This window comes from Nocardia sp. N2S4-5, assembly GCF_044628355.1.
Lineage (GTDB): Bacteria > Actinomycetota > Actinomycetes > Mycobacteriales > Mycobacteriaceae > Nocardia > Nocardia wallacei_B.
The window spans coordinates 264,415-282,800 of sequence record NZ_JBIUPM010000001.1; the positions used below are offsets into that span (position 1 = coordinate 264,415).

An 18,386-nucleotide genomic window follows, 5' to 3' on the forward strand; every position below is an offset into this window, starting at 1 on the left:
AGCACACCCGAACTACCCGCGGTGCCGCTCCGGTTCATGTGAGGCCGCGCCCGCCGGTGCGGGTGGCGCGCGGTTCGCGTTCACGTTCGCGTTCGACCCGGTCACGGTGTTCGGCCGGGACGAGGGGGAGGATGTCGTCGCGCGAGCGGATCATCAGTTTGTGCAGCACGGCCGCCATCTGGGCGTCGACGGTGCGGTACGAACTGCCGCGACGGGTGGCGATCGCGGTGTTCGACCAGCCCGCCGCCGCCAGCACCGCGACATCGCGTTCGGCGTCGGTGAGCAACTGCCACGGGGTGGGACTTTCTCGGCGCCCCGGCCGGTCGGCCGGGAGTCGGCGCAGCGTCAGGTCGCCCAGGGCCAGCCGCGGCACCTCGGTCGGCGACGGCCGCAACGCGGCGCCCTCATCCCACGCGGTGTCGAAGTCGTGCTGTCCCAGCGCTTTCCGGGTGAGGTCGGCGGCGCGCTCGGTCTCGGTGGCGAACGGGCCGAGATGCGCGATGTCGACGCCGAGTTCGTGCCGCAACGCCGCGGCCCCGCCGAGCAGTCTCGCGATCTCGACCGCCCGGTCGGCGGCCCGCTCCGAATCGGTTCGCCCGTCCGTGGTGAGCAAGCGCGCCAAGGTCCACGCGCGAATGTGCACCGCCCACACCGTGCCCCAGGAGTCGCGCATCTCGACCTGTCGAGCGAGGGTGGTGCGCCCGCGCGTCAGTGCCGCGTGCGGATCGCCGTGCGCGGTTTCCGCTATGGCCCATGCGAGTTCGGCCCAGGACCGGGCCCATTCCGCGCCGGAGCGGGCCGCGGCGTCGAGGTGGCGACCGGTGACCTCGAGCGCCTGCGCGGGCGTGCCGAGGAAGGCCGCGGCGAGCGCCTCGAACATCTCACTCATCGTGGCGCTACCGAAATCGTTTGCCGCGGTGAACTTCTCGCGTGCCCGCGCGAGTACGGTCAGGGCACGAACGTCCAGGTGCGTGAGCATCAGGGCGCATCCGGAGGCGAACTCCACCGGAGCGGGCAGCCCGACGTCGGTCACCGGATCCGCTCGCCAGGCCGCGGCCCGGCCGGGGTCGGGCACACAGGCCGCGACGCATCGCTCGAGCATCTGCTCGGCCTCGCCCGACAGCCCCTGACACAGGCTGAGAAAGGCGATCGACGCCATCACCGACACCTGGAGATCCGCCGCTTCCGGCCCGGCGCCGCGGGTGGCCGCCAGCGTGCGCTCGGCCAACCGGCGCGATTCCCGCAGCGACCCTTTGAAGAAGGGCACTCGCAGGCCGATCATCCCGGCGACGATCTCCAGTCCGATCACCGCCTCGCCGGGCGTGGCCAGACTGCCCTCGACCGCGAGTTGCAGGTTGTCCCAAGCGGCGCGGGCCCAGGCGAGCAGCGTGTGCTCCCGGTCGCTGAACCAGTTCAGTGCGGCATCGGTGACCCGGTCGCGGTAGTAGCGGCGATGGCGGTCCGCCAGCCGTCGCGGCTCGTCGGCGGCGCGGTGCGCCAGCCGCTGCCGCGCGAATACCCGGAAGCTCTCCAGCAGCGAATACCGCACGGCGTCGGCGGCCAGATGCGTCGACACCAGCGATTGATCGGTGAGGCGTTCCAGCAGGCCCTCGATCTCCTCGCGGGCCAGCTCCGCGCCGGTGCCGTCGGGACCGGAGCAGATCGTCTCGATCGCGTCCAGGTCGGCGCCCACGTCGAGGCCCGGTCCGTCCTCGGTGTCGTCCGGATTGGTGTCGTATCCCGCGGCGAACACCGATAGTCGCTCGAACAGCAGCCGTTCCTTCGGGCCGCACAGATCGAACGACCACGCGATGACATCCGCGATCCCGTGGTGCCGCTCGTCGGCGCCGGTCCGGGCGACGGGCGACCAGCGCAGCCGGCGATCGCTCGCCGCGCCGGTGAGGTCGCCGAGGATCATCGACACCGATTGGCGGCGCAGCCGTGCCGCGGCGAGCCGGATGTGCAGCGGATAGTTGTGCAGGTGCGCGCAGATCTCCTCGACCACCGCGTCCTGCGTCTCGTCGAGGATGTGGCCGGTCAGCGCGGCGCGGCGGCGGAACAGGGTGACCGCCTGCCGGCGGGTGAGCGGCGGGATCGCGACCAGTTGTTCGTCCACCCAGCCGATGGGTTCGCGGCTGGTGGCGACGATCGTCAGCCGCGGCACCGTGTCGAGCAGTTCGGTGATCACCGTGCCCACCTCGGCCAGCAGGTGCTCGCAGTTGTCCAGGATCAGCACGGTCTGGGCGGCGCGGCCGACGCCGTGGTCCAGCGTGTCGATCAGGGCCTGCCACGCCGATCGGCCGGAGAAATCGGTGTCGACCACCGACCGGGCCACCTCGTCCTCGACGGTCGCGGTGTCCGCGCCGCGCGGCAACCGGGCCAGGCGGACCCAGTGCACCGGGGTGCTGCGAGCCTTGTGGAATCGCTGCGCGGCCTCGACCACCAGCCGGGTCTTGCCGATGCCACCCGCGCCGATCACGGTGATCAGCCGCGCGGAACCCAGTAACAGCGTCGCGATCCGTTCCAGTTCACGCTCGCGGCCGATGAATTCGGGTGCGGCGGTCGGCGGAGTTCCCACCCGGTGCGGACGGTGCGGTGGCATATCCAGCCACTTTAGTAGGCAACCACCCGCCGTCGCCGAGGGAACGGGTAGCCGCGGATGGGAGCAGATACCTACCTACGTGCCCGTGCCGGATCTACCGATGTCCTCGGCGCGCCGCCGGGTCACTATGCATGGGTCGCCGACCCGCGGCGGCCACGAAACTCGAAGCCGAACAGTGAGATACGCGCAGTGGTTGCCGGAACGCCGCATCCGGGCGGCACCAGCCCGGACTCGTGTCACATCCGAGTGCGGTTCGACAGCCCGCCCATCGTTTTCGACTATCAGGACGATCGGGCGGTCGCTGCCCGGTTCTCCGCTGCCGTGGCGAAGGCCGGTGCGAGGGTGACGATCGATTCGGACCTGCGCGACAATCTGCCGCCGCTGCCGTGTCGGCGGCTGTGGACCTGAGCGGACGGCGGCATTCGGCCCGATGGCGTCGAGAGGAACCGAGATGAGACGGATACGGATACTGGGCGCCGGTGAGTGCGGACTGCCGCTGGCCCATCGACTGCTGGCCGGTGGCGCGGAGGTCACCGTGATCACCGACCGCGACAGCGAGGCGATCCTGTCCGGTTCGGTCACGAGCACGCAGGTCAAGTTCCCGCCCACGCTGGACCTGGAGTCGGCCGCGGGACTGGACTGCTGGCGGTCGGCCGCGCCGCAGATCGCGGGCATCCGGTTCACCATGGTGGTCGATCGCGCGGTGGCGGTGCAGTGGTCCGGGCGATTCACCCGGCCGGCGCGCAGCGTCGACCAGCGCACGGTCTTCGGCCGCTGGTTGCGGGCGTTCGCGGATGCCGGGGGAAGCTGTCGATCGACGCGCCGTCGGTCGCCGAGATCGACCGCGGCACAGCCGATTACGACCTGACGGTGGTCACGCGCGCGGATCGTGAGCTGGCCGCCTGCTTCCCGGCGGACCCGGCCTGGGACCTGCCGCCGCGCCCGCAGCGGCAGCTGGCGGCGCTGTATCTCGACGGCGTCGTGCCCGACCCGGACGAGCTGGGAACATATGTGACGCTGCCCGGGACGGGCGAGGTGATCTCCTATCCCGGCCTGACCGGCCGGCCCGGGGCCGAACGCCGTTGTGAGATGGTGCTTTTCGAGGCGCGGCCCGGCGGCGCGCTGGATGTGTTCGGCGGTGTCGGCGATCCGGGCGAGCGGCTGCGGCTGGCCCGGCGGCTGTTGGATCAGCATCTGCCGCCCGCACTCGCGGACCGTTACCGCGATGCCGAACTGACCGACGCCGGGGCCACGCTGGTCGGCGCGGTCACCCCCGTGGTGCGCCGGCCGGTGGGCACGCTGCCGTCCGGAGCCGCCGTGCTGGGCGGCGGTGACGTGGTGTGCCGCATGGATCCGGGCGGCGCGCAGGGCGCCAACAGCGCCGTGCACTGCGGATTCCGATACGGCGAGGCGATCCTGCGGCACGCGGACGGCCCGTTCGACCGGGACTGGATGATCGCGGCGGCCGAGCCGTGGCTGACCGATATCGCCTACCCGGCCGCGCGCTGGACGGCGACCGTGCTCGACCCGCCGGGTCCGATGCAGGAGCTGATGCTGGCGGCGGCCGACGATTCGCGGCTGGCCGATGTCTTCGCCGACACCTTCGCCCGCCCGGCGAACATGACCGAACTGGCCGCCGGTATCTGATCTACACCGGCGGCCGCGCGGGCGGGAAGACGACCGGCAGTGCGGTCAGGGCACGGTGGAAAGGCCCTGGCCGCCAGGTCAATTCGGCGGCCGGGACGGCGAGTGCGAGGTCCGGCAGCGCGTCCAGCAGCTGGTCGACGGCGTCCTGCGCGGTCAGATAGGCCGCCGAGCGTGCGGGGCAGGCGTGCGGGCCCGCGCCCCACGCCAGATGCGACCGATTGCCGGTGTGGTCACCCGCGCTGACGAGCGGGTCGTTATTGCATCCGGCCAGACTGACGACGACCGGTTGGTGCGCGGGCAGCCAGTTGTCCTCGATCAGGATCGGCTGGCGCGGATAGGTGACCGAGAAGTTTGCCATCGGCGGATCGTCGAACAGCACCTCGTCCAGCGCGTCCCGGGTGGACAGGCTGCCACCGATCACGTGACCGGCGAAACGGTCGTCGGTGAGGATGACCCGCAGCGCGTTCCCGATCAGGTTCTGCAGCGGTTCGATGCCCGCGCCGTACAGCACGACGATCTGGTGTATCACCTCCGCGTCGTCGAGCGCGGCGGGATGCGCCAGCAGCCGCGAGGTGATGTCGTCGCCGGGCTCGCGCCGTTTCAGCTCGACCAGTTCCAGTACGGCCGAAGCCAGCAGCTTGTTGCCCTGTTCGGCGTCGTCGCCGTCGAACACCGCGACCGTGGCGGCGGCGATCCGCTCACCGATCTCGGGCGGGCAGCCCAGCATCGCGTTGATGACGGCGAACGCGAGCGGAAACGCGTACTGCGCCACCAGATCCGCCGACCCGGCGGCCTCGAAATCCGCGATCAGCGCGCCCGCGATCCGCTCGACCGTGGCGTGCAGCGCGTGCAGATCCACCGCGTCGATGCCGTCGGTGTTGGCCCGGCGGTAGCGGGCGTGCTCGTTGCCCGTGCTGCGCATGGCATTCGGCCGCCATTGCAATACGGGCAGCACCGGGCAGTCGGCCGGGACGGTGCGTTCCCAGCCGCGCGGATCGGCGGGGAAGTGGTCGGGGTCGTGCAGGATCCGGATGGCGGTGCGGTATCCGATGACCAGGGTGGCCGGTACGCCCGGCGCCAGCTCGATCGGCACCAGCGAACCGTACCGGCCGCGCATCGACCGGTACGCCGCGTGCGGGTCGGTGGCGAACTCGGGCGCGTACAGCGGCACCCGCTCCCGGTCGAGCTGGACCGGCGAGCCGTGGTGCGAAATCGGTTCGGCGGCAGAACGGTTCGATGAACGTGGCACTGTCAACTATGGCTCCGATATGGTGCGAATTGCCCGACGCGGCAGCGTATGCACGCGGTCCCCGGGCGGGCATCGGTAGGTGATAGGTGTGTCATGCGCATCGGCGTCGGGTCCGCGCAGGTCATCCGGGCGCGGCTGCGCGAGCGTCGGTGACCGCGGCGCGGATCAGGACGATCGCTGGGTGTCGCCGGTGTTGTCGACGTACTCGCGCACCCACGACAGGAATCGCCGTACCTCGGCGGGCGGCAGTGGCAGCGCGGCCGTGCGCGGCCGGCGGAAACTGCGCAGCGCCTCGTCGACGAGCGGGCGGACGGCGGGGTCCGACTCCGCGAGTCGTTGCGCGGCTTCGGATTTGGCGAACCACCGGCCGGTGCGGCAGAAGACGACCGCGCGACAGCCGTTGAGCACCTGGTTGTCGGCCAGGTGCCCCTCGTCCTGTGCGTGCGCGCGGACGGAGGCCCGGACCGCGGCCAGCTGCGCGGAGTGTGAGGGTGCGGCAAGGGCCTGGTCCACGGGGCGGCCGTAGAGGAGTCGCCCAGACTGGCGGGCGATCGCCCGGTCGATGACGAACCAGAAGGCCGGCGCCCCGGACGGATCGAGATCGGCCCGGTAGGGCAGCAGCGGGCCGCAGTTGAGATTGAGCCGGAATCCCGCCGCGCCGGACGGCCGCGCCGCGAAATCGCTGTCGTACAGCACCAACTCCAGTCCCGCGGCCGGGCAGTCCAAGGCCGCGAGCGCGTTCGCGAGTTCGCGCAGGGCCTCTTCGGACAGCGCAGGTTCGGCGATCACGGTCACGTCGACATCGCTGCGCCCGTGCCGGTAGTCACCGAGCGCCACGGAGCCGACGGCGAAGACGCTGACCAACCGCTGCCCACACACATCGTGGGTGCGCCGCACCAACTCCGCCAGGTACGTGCGCAATTCGGCCGGAAGGGACTGTGGTTCCGTGAGCGGGGAGGCCATCGCGACAGCATCTCGCGAACGGATTCGGCCGCGCCGCGGCGGGTCCGCGGACGTCACCGGCCGCGGAGTTGGCCATTCGACCGGCGAATCCGGCGCGGATGTGCAATCTTGTTAGCGCCCAACGATATTGCCGCCGGGTCGGGGTCCCACGTGCGGCACGCATCGGGAAGGGGGTGCGGTGGGCGATGGCGGTGCGGCGCAGGGCACGGCACGGCAAGTCGCGCGGCGGTGCGGCGGCGCGCGGCGGTGACGCGCGCGTAACGGTGTGGCCGGGGATGATCGCACCGGCTCCGCCCCGGCGGCGGACGCGGGGCCGCGCGGTGCTGGTGGGGTCGGCCGCGACGGTGGGCACCGTGCTGGTGGTCGGCGGACTGGTGTTGAGCCGCGTCGAGGCCCGCGTGCCGCCGACGGCCGAGGTACTGGCCGGCGCGGCAGACCTGGGCTTGGGCGGCGGGGGCGGGTGCGAGCCGGTGCGGACCGCGGAGCTGGTCCGGGGCAACGGCCCGGGATCGACCGCGTCCGGACCGGACGTGATCCTGGCCTTCCAGCACGCGTATTACGTCACTCGTTCGGGCGTCGCGGCGCGGGCGGTGACCGCACCCGACGCGTGGGTATCGGCCGCCGCGGTGATCGACGTCGGCATCGCCACCGTGCCCGTCGGCACCCGCCACTGCGTGGAGATCGTGCCGCAGCCGACGGGCGTGTTCTTCGTGACCGTCACCGAGACCCGCCTGGACCGATCGACCCGCGTCTACCGGCAGGCCGTCACCGTCGGCACGCTCGCCGACACCACCGTGATCACCAGGATCGACCCCGTACGGGCCCCACGCTAGGGCACTGGCCGGCCCGGAACACCGGGCATGTCGCGTGACGCGTTCGAACCCGGCCGCAACGGGAGTGCGAGGCATGCCGGGTGCCCGCGCGTCGGATGGCGCGCTGGAACACGATGGTGCCCGGAATGCGGGGCGTGTCAGCGTGGCGCGCCGTGCCGCAACGGCCACGGCGCCGGGGAGTCGGCCGGTAGCCTCGGGCCGGGACACGACAGTCGACACGAACGGGGCAGCGCATGGACGACGAGATCGAGCAGGTGCTGGCGAAACTGGATCTGCCGGCGAAGGTGCGCCTGGTGTCCGGGGCCGGCATGTTCCGGATGGCCGGCGACGCGGCGATCGGGCTGGCGGAGATGCCGGTGTCCGACGGTCCGTCCGGCGTGCGGGGCGAATTCTGGGACGAGCGCGACCCGTCGGTGAGCCTGCCCTCGGGCACCGCCCTGGCCGCCACCTGGGATCGGGAGCTGCTCGCGGAGATCGGCGGCCTGATCGCGGCCGAGGCCCGGCGCAAGAACGTGTACGCGGTGCTCGGGCCGACCGTCAATCTGCACCGATCGCCCTTGGGCGGCAGGCATTTCGAATGCTTCTCCGAGGACCCGATGCTCACCGCCGAGATGGCCGCGGCCTACGTGCGGGCGGTGCAGCGGCACGGCGTCAGCGCGTGCCCGAAACACTACGTGGCCAACGACTCCGAGACCGACCGCTTCACCGTCGACGTGCGCGCCACCGACCGGACCCTGCGCGAGCTGTACCTGTACCCGTTCGAGCGGGCCGTGCAGGCGGGGGCGTGGATGGTGATGGCGGCCTACAACTCCGTCGACGGCGCCACCATGACGGAGCATCCGCTACTGGACGAACCGCTCAAGGGCAGTTGGGGTTTCGACGGCGTGGTGGTGTCGGACTGGACCGCGGTGCGCTCCACCGAGGGCGCGGCGCGCGGCACCGATCTGTGCATGCCCGGGCCGCCGCTGCTGTGGGGCGAGCCCCTGGAACAGGCGGTGCGGTCGGGCGCGGTCGCGGAGGAGGCGATCGACGAGAAGGTCCGCCGCATCCTGCGTTTCGCGCGCCGGGTCGGAGCCCTCGACGGGACGCCGAGTGCCACACCGGCTTTCACCGAGGATCAGCAGCGGCGGCTGGTGCGCCGCGCGGCCGCCGACGCGATGGTGCTGGTGCGCAACGACGAGGTGCTGCCGCTGCGCCCCGGCACCACGGTCGCGCTGCTGGGACCCTCGGCCGCCGAGCCGCGGCTCATGGGCGGGGGCAGCGCCACGGTGATCCCGGCGCACACCACGACGCCGCTGGAAGGCCTGCGCGACGTCCTGCCGGTGACCTACACGCCGGGAGTCTGGTTGTCCGACAAGCTGTCTCCCGCACCGCTGGAGCTGATCACCGACCCCGAGACCGGTACGCCCGGCCTGTGCCTGCGCTATCTCGACGGGGATACCGTGCTCGACACCCAGCACCGCGCCGCCGGAAATCTGGTGCTGTTCGGGGACCCGGCGGCCGAACGGGCCACCGCGGTGGAACTGCGGGCCCGGCTGCGTGCCGACAGCGCGGGCGAGTGGCGCATCGGCGCGGGCGCGCTCGGACAGGTGCGGCTCGACCTCGACGGCGTGACCGTGGCCGAGGGCGACGTCGCGTTCGCGGGCGCCGATCCCGTTGCGGCGCTGCTGGATCCGCCGCAGCGCGAGGCGACCCGGACGCTGGCCGCGGGCGAGGAGGTCGATATCCGCATCACCGTCGGCAACCTGACCGCGCTGCCGGGCCTCGGTGTGTTCCTCGGTGTCACGCTGGGCGCCGCCCGGCCCCGGCGCACCCCGGACGAGGAGTTCGCGGCGGCGGTCGAGGCCGCGCGCGCCGCCGAGGTGGCCGTGGTCGTCGTCGGCACCACCGAGCAGATCGAGAGCGAGGGTGTGGACCGGACCACCCTGCGCCTGCCGGGCCGGCAGGACGAGCTGGTGGCCGCGGTGGCGGCGGTGAATCCACGGACCGTGGTGGTGGTGAATTCCGGTGCGCCCGTGGAACTGCCGTGGCGGGACGAGGTGCCGGCGGTGCTGCTGTCCTGGTTCCCCGGGCAGGAATTCGGCGCGGCGCTGGCCGATGTGCTCACCGGCGTCGCCGAACCCGGCGGCCGCCTGCCCACCACCTGGCCCAAGACCATGGCCGACGTCCCGGTGCTGAACACCACCCCCGCCGCCGACGGCACGCTGGACTACGCGGAGGGCGTGCACATCGGGTACCGCGCCTGGCTGCGGGCCGGTGTCGAGCCCGCCTACCCGTTCGGGCACGGGCTCGGCTACACCACGTGGGAGGTGCGCAATCTCGATATCTCCGGGCGCACCGCCACGGTGACCGTCACCAATATCGGTGAGCGCGTGGGCAAACAGGTCGTGCAGGCCTATCTCTCCCGCGAGCACAGTGCGATCGAGCGCCCGCTGCGCTGGCTGGCGGCCTTCGAGACGGTCACCCTGGAACCGGGGGAGTCGCAACGGGTGGAACTGGCGTTGCCGCAGCGGGCCTTCGAGCACTGGACCGAGGACGGCTGGAAGGCCGAGCCGGGCGCGTTCACGCTGCAGGTCGGCACCTCGGTCATCGCGCTGCCGCTGATGGCGGAGGTCGTCGTCACCTGATGGATCGGCGCAGCTCGCGGCGATAATTCAGCACAACGGTAGCAACCTGGACGTGCGTCCAGTACGCTTCGCCGAACAGAACACCCACGGAACCAAGGAGCCACGGTGGCGGTTTCCCGGCGAACGATGCTGGCGGGCGGCACGGCCGCGGCGGTCGCGGCCGGTGTCGGGAGTGCGAATCCCGCTGCGGCGCAACCGCTCCGCCGCTCCGCGGACGGCGAGGACTATCTGGTCGGGTGCGGTCTGGCCGATGTCACCGGCGCGGTCGCCGGGCAGGGCATGATGGGTTACTCCGAACTCGACCAGGTCGCCACCGGGCTGCTCACGCGCTGCTGGGCGCGGGCCTACGTCATCGTCGATCGTGCCACCGGCGACCGGGTGGTGTTCGTCAACGCCGATGTCGCCTGCCTGTTCCAGTCCGTGCACCTGGCGGTGCTGCGGCGGCTCGCCGAGCGCTTCGGCGGGCTCTACACCGAGCGCAACGTCAACCTCAACGCCACCCACAACCACAACTCGTGCGGCGGCACCGCGCGGGAGTACGCGTATTCCCTTGCCGCCTACGGCTTTCAGCAGAACTCGCACGAGGCGGAGGTGGCCGGGATCGTCGCGGCGATCGTGGCCGCGCACGAGCGGCTGGCGCCCGGCACCGTGCTGCTCGGTCACGGCGAACTGCACGACGCCAGCGCCAACCGCTCGCGCGAGGCGTTCGAACTCAACCCCGCCGCGGACAAGGCCGAGTTCCCGGGCGGCATCGATCCGCGGGTCACGGTGCTGCGATTGCGGCAGGGCGGCAAGGACGTCGGCGCGATCACCTGGTTCGCCACCCACGGCACCTCGCTCACCGACAAGAACACGCTGATCTCCGTCGACAACAAGGGCTACGCCAGCTACCGCTGGGAACACGATGAGATGGGCGTGCGGCACCTCGACGGCGCACCCGCCTTCGTTGCCGCGTTCGCGCAGACCAACGCGGGGGACATGACCCCGAACCTGAACCTCACGCCGTGGCGCCCCAGCGGCCCCACCGACGACAACCGCGCCAACTGCGCGCTGATCGGGGAGCGCCAATACCTTTCGGGCCGTGCGGCTTTCGCCTCGGCACGGCCGATGACCACCGGTGGCGTGGACGCGGTGCTGCGCTATGTGGACATGGCCGACGTCGCGATCGACGGGGTCTACACGCCCGACGGTAAGCCGGCCCGCACCGCCCCGGCGATGATGGGCGCCGCGGCGGCGGCCACCAGTTCCGAGGACAACTGGAAGACGCAGCTGGCGTTCCTGAGCGAAGGCGACACCAACCCGATGGTCGCCGCGCTCGGCGGCATCGACGCCCCGATCGAGCAGTGGATGCGAGACGCGCAGGCGCCCAAGCTGATCGTGGCACCGCTCGGCGTGCTGCCGCCGCGCCCGTGGGTGCCCCAGGTGGTGCCGATCCAGATCATGCGAATCGGCGATCTGGTGCTGGCGTCCGGCCCGGCGGAGTACACGGTGGTGTCGGGGCTGCGGATCCGGCAGGTGGTCGCCCGCGCCCTGGCGGCGCCGGTGGACAACGTGCTGCTACAGGGCTACGCCAACGGGTACAGCGGCTACGTGACCACGCCCGAGGAGTATGTCTCGCAGCAGTACGAGGGCGGCGAGACGCTCTACGGCCGCTGGACGCTCCCGGCCTACATGCAGGAATTCGACCGGCTGGCCCGCGCGCTGGCCGCCCGGATCGACCCCGGCCGCGGCCCGGCTCCGCTGGACTGGTCCTCGGGCGCACAGCCCAACCTGCTTGCGGCGGTGGCGCCGGACGTGCCCGCAGCAGGTCATGGCTTCGGTGACGTGCTGGTCCAGCCGGAGCCGGAATATCATGCGGGGCATACGGTTTCGGTGGAGTTCGCGGGCGCCCACCCGAACAACGACTTCCATACCGGCGGAACGTATTTCGAGGTCCAGCGCGCCACGGGCGCGGACTGGGTGCGCGCGTACGACGATAACGACTGGTGTACCGAGCTGGAATGGTCCCGCCCGGACGGCCAGCCCGCCGCCTCCGTGATCGCGATCCGGTGGACCGTCCCGGAGGCGGCGGAGCTGGGACGCTACCGCATCCGGTATTTCGGCGACAGCCGCGACGGCGGCGGAGCGCTGGCGCGATTCACCGGCACCACAGCGGAATTCACGGTCGCCTGACCGCATCCGGACTGGAATCCAGGAGCCGTGTCAGGTGCGCGGCCATCGTCTGCCCGGCGGCGTGCAGCGGTTCGGCCGACCGCAGCGTGCGGCCGAGAACGAACGCGCCTTCCAGGGCGCTCAGCATCGCGAAGGTGAACTCGCGCGCGGACTCCGGCGCCAGCCCGCGCCGCACGAAATACTCGGTGCCCTGCGCGAGCCAGGACTCGATCACCTCGGCGGCCACCGCGCGCAGTTCCGGTTCGCTGTCGGCGACCTCGCCGGCGACCGTGCCGACCGGGCACATATTCATCCAGCCGGACGCCGCCATGTCGGCCGCCGCCGCGGCGAACGCCGCGGGCACCGCCACCCGCAGATCCTCGTGCGGGTCCATGAGTAGCGGCAGCAACTGGATGTAGGCCGCGCCGCTGGTACGCAGCGCCTCGGCGGCGATCTGCTGCTTGCCCTCGGGGAAGTGGTGATACAGCGACCCGATCGGCGCGCGGGCCGCCGCGGTGAGCTGTTTGACGCTGGTCGATCCGTAGCCCTGGCGCCGCATCAGTTCGGTCGCCGCGGTGAGGATGCGCGCCCGGGTGCTGGTTGACATCTGCTCGCCCATACCACCACACTAGAACACACGCTCTAGAGTGACTGTTCTAGCGGAAGGAATCGACCGTATGCCTGTCATCGAGGTTCCCGCGGGCCGCGTGCACTATCTCGAGCACGGCGAGGGGCCGCCGGTGGTGCTGCTGCACGGGCTGCTGATGAACCACACGGTCTGGGACGCCGTACTGGGCCTGCTGCCCACCGGATTCCGCTATATCCGCCCGGATCTGCCGCTGGGCTCGCATCCCGAGCCGATGCGCGCCGACGCCGATCTGTCCATGCGCGGGCTCAACGTCCTGATCGCGGATTTCCTTACGGCGCTGGACCTCCGGGACGTCACGCTGGTGCACACCGATTGGGGCGGCGGTCTGTTCCTCACCGCCTACGGGCTCGACGAGCGCGTGTCGCGGCTGATCGTCTTGCCGTGCGAGGCGTTCGGGAACTTCCCGCCGGGCCTGCCGGGGAAGATGGCGGTGGTCGCGCTGCGGGTTCCCGGTGCTTTGCCGATCGCCCTGCGGCAGTTGCGGATCGGCCGGTTGCGGCGTTCGCCGCTGTTGTTCGGCTGGATGGCCCGCCAGCCGATTTCGGACGAACTGGTGCGCGGGTGGACCGAGCCCGGTCTGCGGGACCGGCGGATCGGCCGGGACGTCCGCAAGTACGGCCGGTCGATGCCGGACGAGCGCGAGCTGATCGCGAATACCGAAGCGCTGCGCGACTTTCCGGGCGAGACCCTGGTGCTGTGGTCGTCGGCGGGGAAGGTGATGCCACGCGCACACGGCGCCCGGCTCGCCGAACTGCTGCCCCGCGGACGGCTGGTCGAGATCGACGACGCGTACGTATTGTCGATGCTCGACCAGCCGGCGGCCGTCGCCAAGGCGATGGCGGAGTTTCTCGTCGCTACTCAGTAATAGTGGCGGCGTCCACCCACCGGGCGACCGGCGCCGCCGAGCAGCACCAGGACGAGCCCGGCCACGGCGAGGATGACGCCGATGGTGACGAGGATGGGGAAGCCGAGCAGATACCCGGCGATGACGAGCAGTATTCCGGCGATGATCATGGTGATTCCGTTTCGGCTACGGCGTCAGCTCTGCGGCTGCGCCTGTCGGGTGGAGGTCTTCGATTGCGTGCCGGGGCGGCGCAGGAAGCGGTTCCAGGACCACGCCGGTCGCTGCCGCGCCGGAGCGCCCTCCGGTGGTGTCGCCGAATCGCTTCGGGCAGAAGCAATTTCACGACGAGAGCGACGCAACTCGCGGCGCACGGCGGCATTGCGGCGCGCGGTGGTCAGCGCGCCGGCCAGCACCAGCGTGAGCCCGAGCATGCCGACCGCGCCGACCGCGGCGCCGGCGGCGAACAGTTCGCCCTGTGAGCCGGTGAAATGCTGGTCGAAGACCGTGAAGTCGGTGGACAGCGGGTGCGCGCCGCCCAGATTGGCGGACACCGCCGCGACGCCGACCGCGACCGCGGCGATCAACACGATCAATCCGATGAGAACAATCATGGCAATCCCAAGGTTGTCGGATGGTATGGGCTCGCAATTCCCGGCGCGGCGCGGATCAAACGGTGAATGACCGGCGAGCACGGAGTTTGGGTCGCGTAGTCGCGGATACGCCGGGAACACAACCACATTCGATGTCGGGAGAAATCCATGAGCACCTACACTTTCGAACTGCCCGAGTTCGGCTCCGACGCCGAGGTCGCCGAGCGCACCCTGCGCGGCCTGGACACCGTCAGCCACGTCGACACCGATCCCGGATCCGAAACGCTCACCGTCACTTCGAGTCTCAGCTACAGCGAGATGCTCGGAGTGATCCGCGATTCCGGCATAGCCGCCCGGTAACAGGTGGGCCACCGCACGGAAACCGCCGTCGATTACGGTGAGCAGGTGCCGAGGAATCCACTGCCCGCCGTGGGGCGCGCCATCGCGCGTCGCCCATCGGTCATGCGCGCCGCCCCGGTCGTCATGCGCCTGGAGCGGCTGGTGCGCCGACTCAGCCGGGGCCGCCGTGGTGTCCTCGATCTCGCCGGCCTGCCGTCCGTGGAGTTGACCGTAACCGGACGCAAGACCGGGTTGCCGCGCACGGTGTCGCTGCTCTACGTGCCCGACGGCCCGGGCAACCTCCTACTGGTCGGTTCCAATTGGGGGCGGCCGGGGCATCCCGCCTGGTCGGCCAATCTCGATGCCGCCGACCATGCCGAAATACACAGTGGCGGCGAGCGTTTCAAGGTCCGGGTGCGCCGCCTCGCCGGACCGGAACGCGACAGTGCCTGGCGGCGCGCGGTCGCCTACTGGCCCGGCTACACCATGGAACAGCGGCTGGCCGGCGCGCGCGTCTTCCGTATCTACCAGCTGTCCCGCATCTGATCGGCAACCTTCGCCGACGCGGGATGCGCGAACCCATCGATCCGTGCCGCGGCGGGGGTATGATTACCGCTTGGCGTGGCGGGCCGGAGCGTCGGACCGGCCTCGCACCGCCTCCTATAGCCGCCGAGCATCGGAGTCGATCCCATGATTTCGGAACCCGCGCGCATCGGCCGTGTGGATTCGGGCGTAGTCGAGCGCGGGCCCACCGCGCTACGGATTGCAGTCGGCGGGCAACTACGCAGACTACGCGAGGAGCGCGGCATCACCCGCGAGGCGGCCGGGGAGCACATCCGCGGCTCACACGCCAAGATCAGCCGTCTGGAACTGGGCCGCACCGGTTTCAAGGAACGCGACGTCCGAGATCTGTTGACGCTGTACGGCGTCGGCGATGCCGCGGAGCGGGCGGCCTTCCTCGGCGTGGTCCGCAAGGCCAACGAGCCCGGCTGGTGGCAGCGCTTCGGTGATCTGCTGCCGCCCTGGTTCGAGACCTATCTCGGGCTCGAACACGCCGCGCACGCCATCCGGACCTTCGAGGGACAGCTGGTTCCGGGCCTACTCCAGACCGAGGATTACACCCGCGCCGTGATCGCCCTGGGCGACGCACAGGAGGACGCGCCGCGCCGCGTGGAGTTGCGCAGCCGCCGCCAGGAGGTGTTGGATCGCCCGTGCGGCCCGACCTTGTGGGCGGTGCTGGACGAGGCGGTGCTGCACCGCGCGATCGGCGGGCCCGAGGTGCTGCGCGGCCAGCTCGAGCACCTCGCGGAGATGTCGACCCGGAACAATGTGACCATTCAGGTGCTGCCCTACGCCGTCGGCGGGCACGCGGCCGCGGGCAGCTCGTTCACGATGCTGCGCTTCGCCGAGCCCGAACTCCCCGATGTCGTCTATCTCGAACAGCTCACCAGCGCACTGTATCTGGACCGGCCGCGCGATCTGGAGCTGTACCGGCAGGTCATGGACACGCTGAGCGTGCAGGCCGCGACGCCGGAGAAAACGCGAATGTTGTTGCTGGAGGCCGCCGCCCGGCTCTGAGGCGGCCTTGCGCGAGTGCTCGAGAATCACGTCCTAGGAGCGGGTGAGCACGGTGGACGATCCGGATCGGCGGATGGTGCGGCAGCGCACCCGAGCCCTGGCGGAACTGTCGGAGCTGCGAACGATGCTGGGACGGTTGCCGAGAGACGATCCCGGCTACCGCGAACTCGCCGTCCGTAAGGAGGTCGCGGCCGCCGAGGCCCTGAACCTCGGCATCGCGGAGGTGACAGTGCGGCGGATCGGCCTGTTCGACGATCTAGAGATGCGCCGAGTGCGCGGCGAGGCGGCCGAATTCCGAAGCTACGACGCGGATCTGGCGCAGGAGTACTAGCCGGACGCGCCGCTGACCGGCACCGCACCCCGCCGACAGGACGGGATGCGGAACCGGACGGAACTATCCGCGGCCGAACCTGGTCCGGCCCGACCCGGCCACCTCGGCGCCGCGGTCCTTGGCCCGATCCGCCAGCTCGGCGGCTTCGGCGGCGGCCAGCGCGGCCCGCAGCCGGGCGGCGGCGGTCACTTCGGCCCCGCGCTCGCGCGTCGTCCGCGCCAGCTTCTTCCCGCGCTTGCGCGTGCGGTCCTCGAGGTCGGCCCCGCGATGCTTGGCCCGCTCCGCTACTCGGCTACCCCGGTGCTGCGCGGTCTCCGCCGCGGCCGCCCCGCGCCGCTTACCGCGTTCGGCCCATTCACTACCGCGCTCCTCGGCGGTATCGACCAACGCGCTGCCGCGTTGCTTGGCAACCTCGGCCAGTTCAGCGCCCCGATGCTTCGCGCGTCCGGCCCAGTCCGTGCCGCGGTCTTCGGCAGTGTCGGCGAGAGCGCTGCCCCGCTGTTTCGCGACTTCGGCGAGTTCGGCGAGTTCGGCGCCGCGATGCTTGGCGCGTTCGGCCCAGTCCGTGCCGCGGTCTTCGGCAGTGTCGGCGAGAGCGCTGCCGCGTTGTTTGGCGACTTCGGCGAGTTCGGCGCCGCGATGCTTGGCGACCTCGGCGAGTTCCGCGCCGCGGTGCTTGGCGCGTTCGGCCCACTCGGCGCCGTGTTCCTTCGCCGGAACGGCCAATTCTGCGCCGCGCTGGCGGGCGACTTCGGCCAGTACCGCGCCGCGCGACTGCGCGACCTCGGCCCACTCCGCGCTCTTGTCGGCGGCCGTATGCGCCAGCTCGCGGCCGTGCACCGCCTGCTGCTGCAGGCGATCGCGCAGCGCCTCTCCCGAAGTGGGGCCGACGAACGGCAGCGCGGCGGCGGCCTGGCGAGCGGCCCGCCGGCCACGCCAGCCCAGCGACGGTTTGCCCGCCGTGTCGGCGGACGCGATGATCAGCCCGCCCAGCAGGCCGAGATCCTTCAGGAAGGCGACTCGCTTGGTGGCTCGGCGCTCCGGATCGGGTTCGTTCCAGAAGTCCTGTTCGGTGACGGTGGCGGGCACCACCGTGCACGCCAAAACCAGTGCCGACAGCCGGGGCAGCCGCCCCATCGCCAGCAGCACACCGGCGCCCACCTGGGCGGCGGCGTTGACACGCACGATCTGGCCCGGCTCGCTCGGCAGCTTTTCGGCCAGTTGCGGCGACAGGCTCTGCTGGCCACGCGTCACCAGAGACGCGGCGGCCTTCGCGCGCGGCTCCGGATGCCTCAGCGTGTCGATGCCATCGACGACGAAGTTGGCAGCCAGCAGCGGTCGGGCAAGACGGCGGATGATCATGAAGAAAACCCTTTCCCTCGACGGCTGTTCCGGCGATTCCCGCGGTGGGGTGGGTCAAACTCGGTCGACCGGATCCACGACGAGGATCGTAACCATCGGACCGGTCGGTCCGGCTTCGCCACGCGGGTCAGGGCACCACCGTGACGGGCCACCGCCCGGCCTTGACCAGCCGCACCGCGACCGACCCGATGAGCCGGTGCCCCGTTTTCTCCGAGGCCCCGACCACGACCGCGTCGGCCTTGAGTTCGTCGGCGGCCTCGGCCAGCCCGGTATACGGGTCGCCGCGCCGGGTGAGGAATTTCCACCGGACGGCGTAGACGTCGCGCACGCGCTCGGCGTGCTGCTGGATCTCGCGGGCCAGATCCTCGGCCATCTCCGCGGTCACCGCTTGCACATCGGCGCCGTAGGCGCCCGCCATCGCCATCCACGGCTGCACGTAAATCATTGCCAGCAGCGCGTTCTGGCGGCGGGCGAGCCCCGCGGCGTAGGCGGCGGCCCGCCAGGACGCGTCCGATCCGTCGATCCCGACGAGGATCACCTTGGGCCCGTCGGTGCCCAGTTCGAAGCCGGACGACGCGCTCGGCGCCCACTCCGGTGTAGTCTCCTCCGCCACGCTTCCGA

At 71.3% G+C, this 18,386-nt stretch carries 19 protein-coding genes; 11 read left to right on the plus strand and 8 right to left on the minus strand.

Annotated elements, in window-relative coordinates:
- Positions 1-34: 34 nt before the first annotated feature.
- On the minus strand, positions 35-2,602 hold the full coding sequence (locus ACFMRZ_RS01135; RefSeq protein ID WP_400177507.1) for an ATP-binding protein: 2,568 nt from the start codon (positions 2,600-2,602) through the stop codon (positions 35-37).
- Positions 2,603-2,791: 189 nt separating this feature from the next.
- Here ACFMRZ_RS01135 and ACFMRZ_RS01140 point away from each other — a divergent pair, with 189 nt between their 5' ends.
- Genes ACFMRZ_RS01140 through ACFMRZ_RS01150 form a run of 3 tightly spaced genes read left to right on the plus strand, consistent with a single transcriptional unit; the run spans position 2,792 to position 4,249 of the window.
- On the plus strand, positions 2,792-3,010 hold the full coding sequence (locus tag ACFMRZ_RS01140; RefSeq protein ID WP_280276546.1) for a hypothetical protein: 219 nt from the start codon (positions 2,792-2,794) through the stop codon (positions 3,008-3,010).
- Between the two features lie 43 nt (positions 3,011-3,053).
- Positions 3,054-3,470 (plus strand): hypothetical protein, encoded by a 417-nt coding sequence (locus tag ACFMRZ_RS01145; protein WP_400177508.1) that lies wholly within the window; start codon positions 3,054-3,056, stop codon positions 3,468-3,470.
- 2 nt (positions 3,471-3,472) lie between these two features.
- Positions 3,473-4,249, plus strand: coding sequence for a styrene monooxygenase/indole monooxygenase family protein (locus ACFMRZ_RS01150; RefSeq protein WP_400177509.1), 777 nt, complete (start codon positions 3,473-3,475; stop codon positions 4,247-4,249).
- Position 4,250: 1 nt separating this feature from the next.
- On the opposite strand, the gene ACFMRZ_RS01155 is transcribed toward ACFMRZ_RS01150, so the two are convergent.
- Together ACFMRZ_RS01155 and ACFMRZ_RS01160 are read right to left on the minus strand one after the other, a co-directional pair.
- A complete protein-coding gene (locus ACFMRZ_RS01155; RefSeq protein ID WP_400177510.1) occupies positions 4,251-5,504 on the minus strand; it encodes a cytochrome P450 in 1,254 nt (417 codons plus the stop codon).
- A 159-nt stretch (positions 5,505-5,663) separates the two neighbouring features.
- Positions 5,664-6,461 (minus strand): aminoglycoside adenylyltransferase domain-containing protein, encoded by a 798-nt coding sequence (locus ACFMRZ_RS01160; protein WP_400177511.1) that lies wholly within the window; start codon positions 6,459-6,461, stop codon positions 5,664-5,666.
- Between the two features lie 185 nt (positions 6,462-6,646).
- Here ACFMRZ_RS01160 and ACFMRZ_RS01165 point away from each other — a divergent pair, with 185 nt between their 5' ends.
- From ACFMRZ_RS01165 to ACFMRZ_RS01175, 3 genes are all read left to right on the plus strand, one after another.
- Positions 6,647-7,294, plus strand: a complete 648-nt coding sequence (locus ACFMRZ_RS01165) for a hypothetical protein (RefSeq protein WP_400177512.1) — start codon at positions 6,647-6,649, stop codon at positions 7,292-7,294.
- 233 nt (positions 7,295-7,527) lie between these two features.
- The gene (locus ACFMRZ_RS01170; protein WP_400177513.1) at positions 7,528-9,921 is read left to right on the plus strand and encodes a beta-glucosidase; all 2,394 of its coding nucleotides are present in this window, start codon (positions 7,528-7,530) and stop codon (positions 9,919-9,921) included.
- Positions 9,922-10,026: 105 nt separating this feature from the next.
- Positions 10,027-12,093, plus strand: a complete 2,067-nt coding sequence (locus ACFMRZ_RS01175; RefSeq protein WP_400177514.1) for a neutral/alkaline ceramidase — start codon at positions 10,027-10,029, stop codon at positions 12,091-12,093.
- Here the strand turns inward: ACFMRZ_RS01175 and ACFMRZ_RS01180 are convergent.
- Positions 12,080-12,679, minus strand: a complete 600-nt coding sequence (locus ACFMRZ_RS01180; RefSeq protein WP_400177515.1) for a TetR/AcrR family transcriptional regulator — start codon at positions 12,677-12,679, stop codon at positions 12,080-12,082. The genes ACFMRZ_RS01175 and ACFMRZ_RS01180 overlap by 14 nt on opposite strands.
- Positions 12,680-12,749: 70 nt before the next feature.
- Here ACFMRZ_RS01180 and ACFMRZ_RS01185 point away from each other — a divergent pair, with 70 nt between their 5' ends.
- Positions 12,750-13,586 (plus strand): alpha/beta fold hydrolase, encoded by an 837-nt coding sequence (locus ACFMRZ_RS01185; RefSeq protein ID WP_400177516.1) that lies wholly within the window; start codon positions 12,750-12,752, stop codon positions 13,584-13,586.
- On the opposite strand, the gene ACFMRZ_RS01190 is transcribed toward ACFMRZ_RS01185, so the two are convergent.
- Both ACFMRZ_RS01190 and ACFMRZ_RS01195 read right to left on the minus strand, forming a co-directional pair.
- Positions 13,580-13,735, minus strand: coding sequence for a DUF6131 family protein (locus ACFMRZ_RS01190; protein ID WP_400177517.1), 156 nt, complete (start codon positions 13,733-13,735; stop codon positions 13,580-13,582). The two genes, ACFMRZ_RS01185 and ACFMRZ_RS01190, sit on opposite strands and share 7 nt — an antisense overlap.
- Positions 13,736-13,759: 24 nt before the next feature.
- Positions 13,760-14,176, minus strand: coding sequence for a hypothetical protein (locus ACFMRZ_RS01195; protein WP_280276537.1), 417 nt, complete (start codon positions 14,174-14,176; stop codon positions 13,760-13,762).
- 147 nt (positions 14,177-14,323) lie between these two features.
- Between ACFMRZ_RS01195 and ACFMRZ_RS01200 the strand changes: the two genes are divergently transcribed.
- The 4 genes from ACFMRZ_RS01200 to ACFMRZ_RS01215 all read left to right on the plus strand — a co-directional run bounded on the left by ACFMRZ_RS01200 (position 14,324) and on the right by ACFMRZ_RS01215 (position 16,403).
- Positions 14,324-14,515, plus strand: coding sequence for a hypothetical protein (locus tag ACFMRZ_RS01200; RefSeq protein ID WP_187683612.1), 192 nt, complete (start codon positions 14,324-14,326; stop codon positions 14,513-14,515).
- Positions 14,516-14,560: 45 nt separating this feature from the next.
- Positions 14,561-15,040: a nitroreductase family deazaflavin-dependent oxidoreductase gene (locus ACFMRZ_RS01205; protein ID WP_400177518.1), complete on the plus strand. Its 480-nt coding sequence runs from the start codon at positions 14,561-14,563 to the stop codon at positions 15,038-15,040.
- Positions 15,041-15,184: 144 nt separating this feature from the next.
- On the plus strand, positions 15,185-16,072 hold the full coding sequence (locus ACFMRZ_RS01210; protein ID WP_400177519.1) for a helix-turn-helix domain-containing protein: 888 nt from the start codon (positions 15,185-15,187) through the stop codon (positions 16,070-16,072).
- Positions 16,073-16,115: 43 nt separating this feature from the next.
- Complete coding sequence (locus ACFMRZ_RS01215) at positions 16,116-16,403, plus strand: hypothetical protein (RefSeq protein WP_400177520.1); 288 nt, start codon at positions 16,116-16,118, stop codon at positions 16,401-16,403.
- 63 nt (positions 16,404-16,466) lie between these two features.
- Here ACFMRZ_RS01215 and ACFMRZ_RS01220 read toward each other — a convergent pair whose 3' ends face one another.
- The gene (locus ACFMRZ_RS01220) at positions 16,467-17,765 is read right to left on the minus strand and encodes a DoxX family membrane protein (protein WP_400177521.1); all 1,299 of its coding nucleotides are present in this window, start codon (positions 17,763-17,765) and stop codon (positions 16,467-16,469) included.
- Between the two features lie 127 nt (positions 17,766-17,892).
- Positions 17,893-18,378 (minus strand): universal stress protein, encoded by a 486-nt coding sequence (locus ACFMRZ_RS01225; RefSeq protein WP_280276532.1) that lies wholly within the window; start codon positions 18,376-18,378, stop codon positions 17,893-17,895.
- Positions 18,379-18,386: the final 8 nt, after the last annotated feature.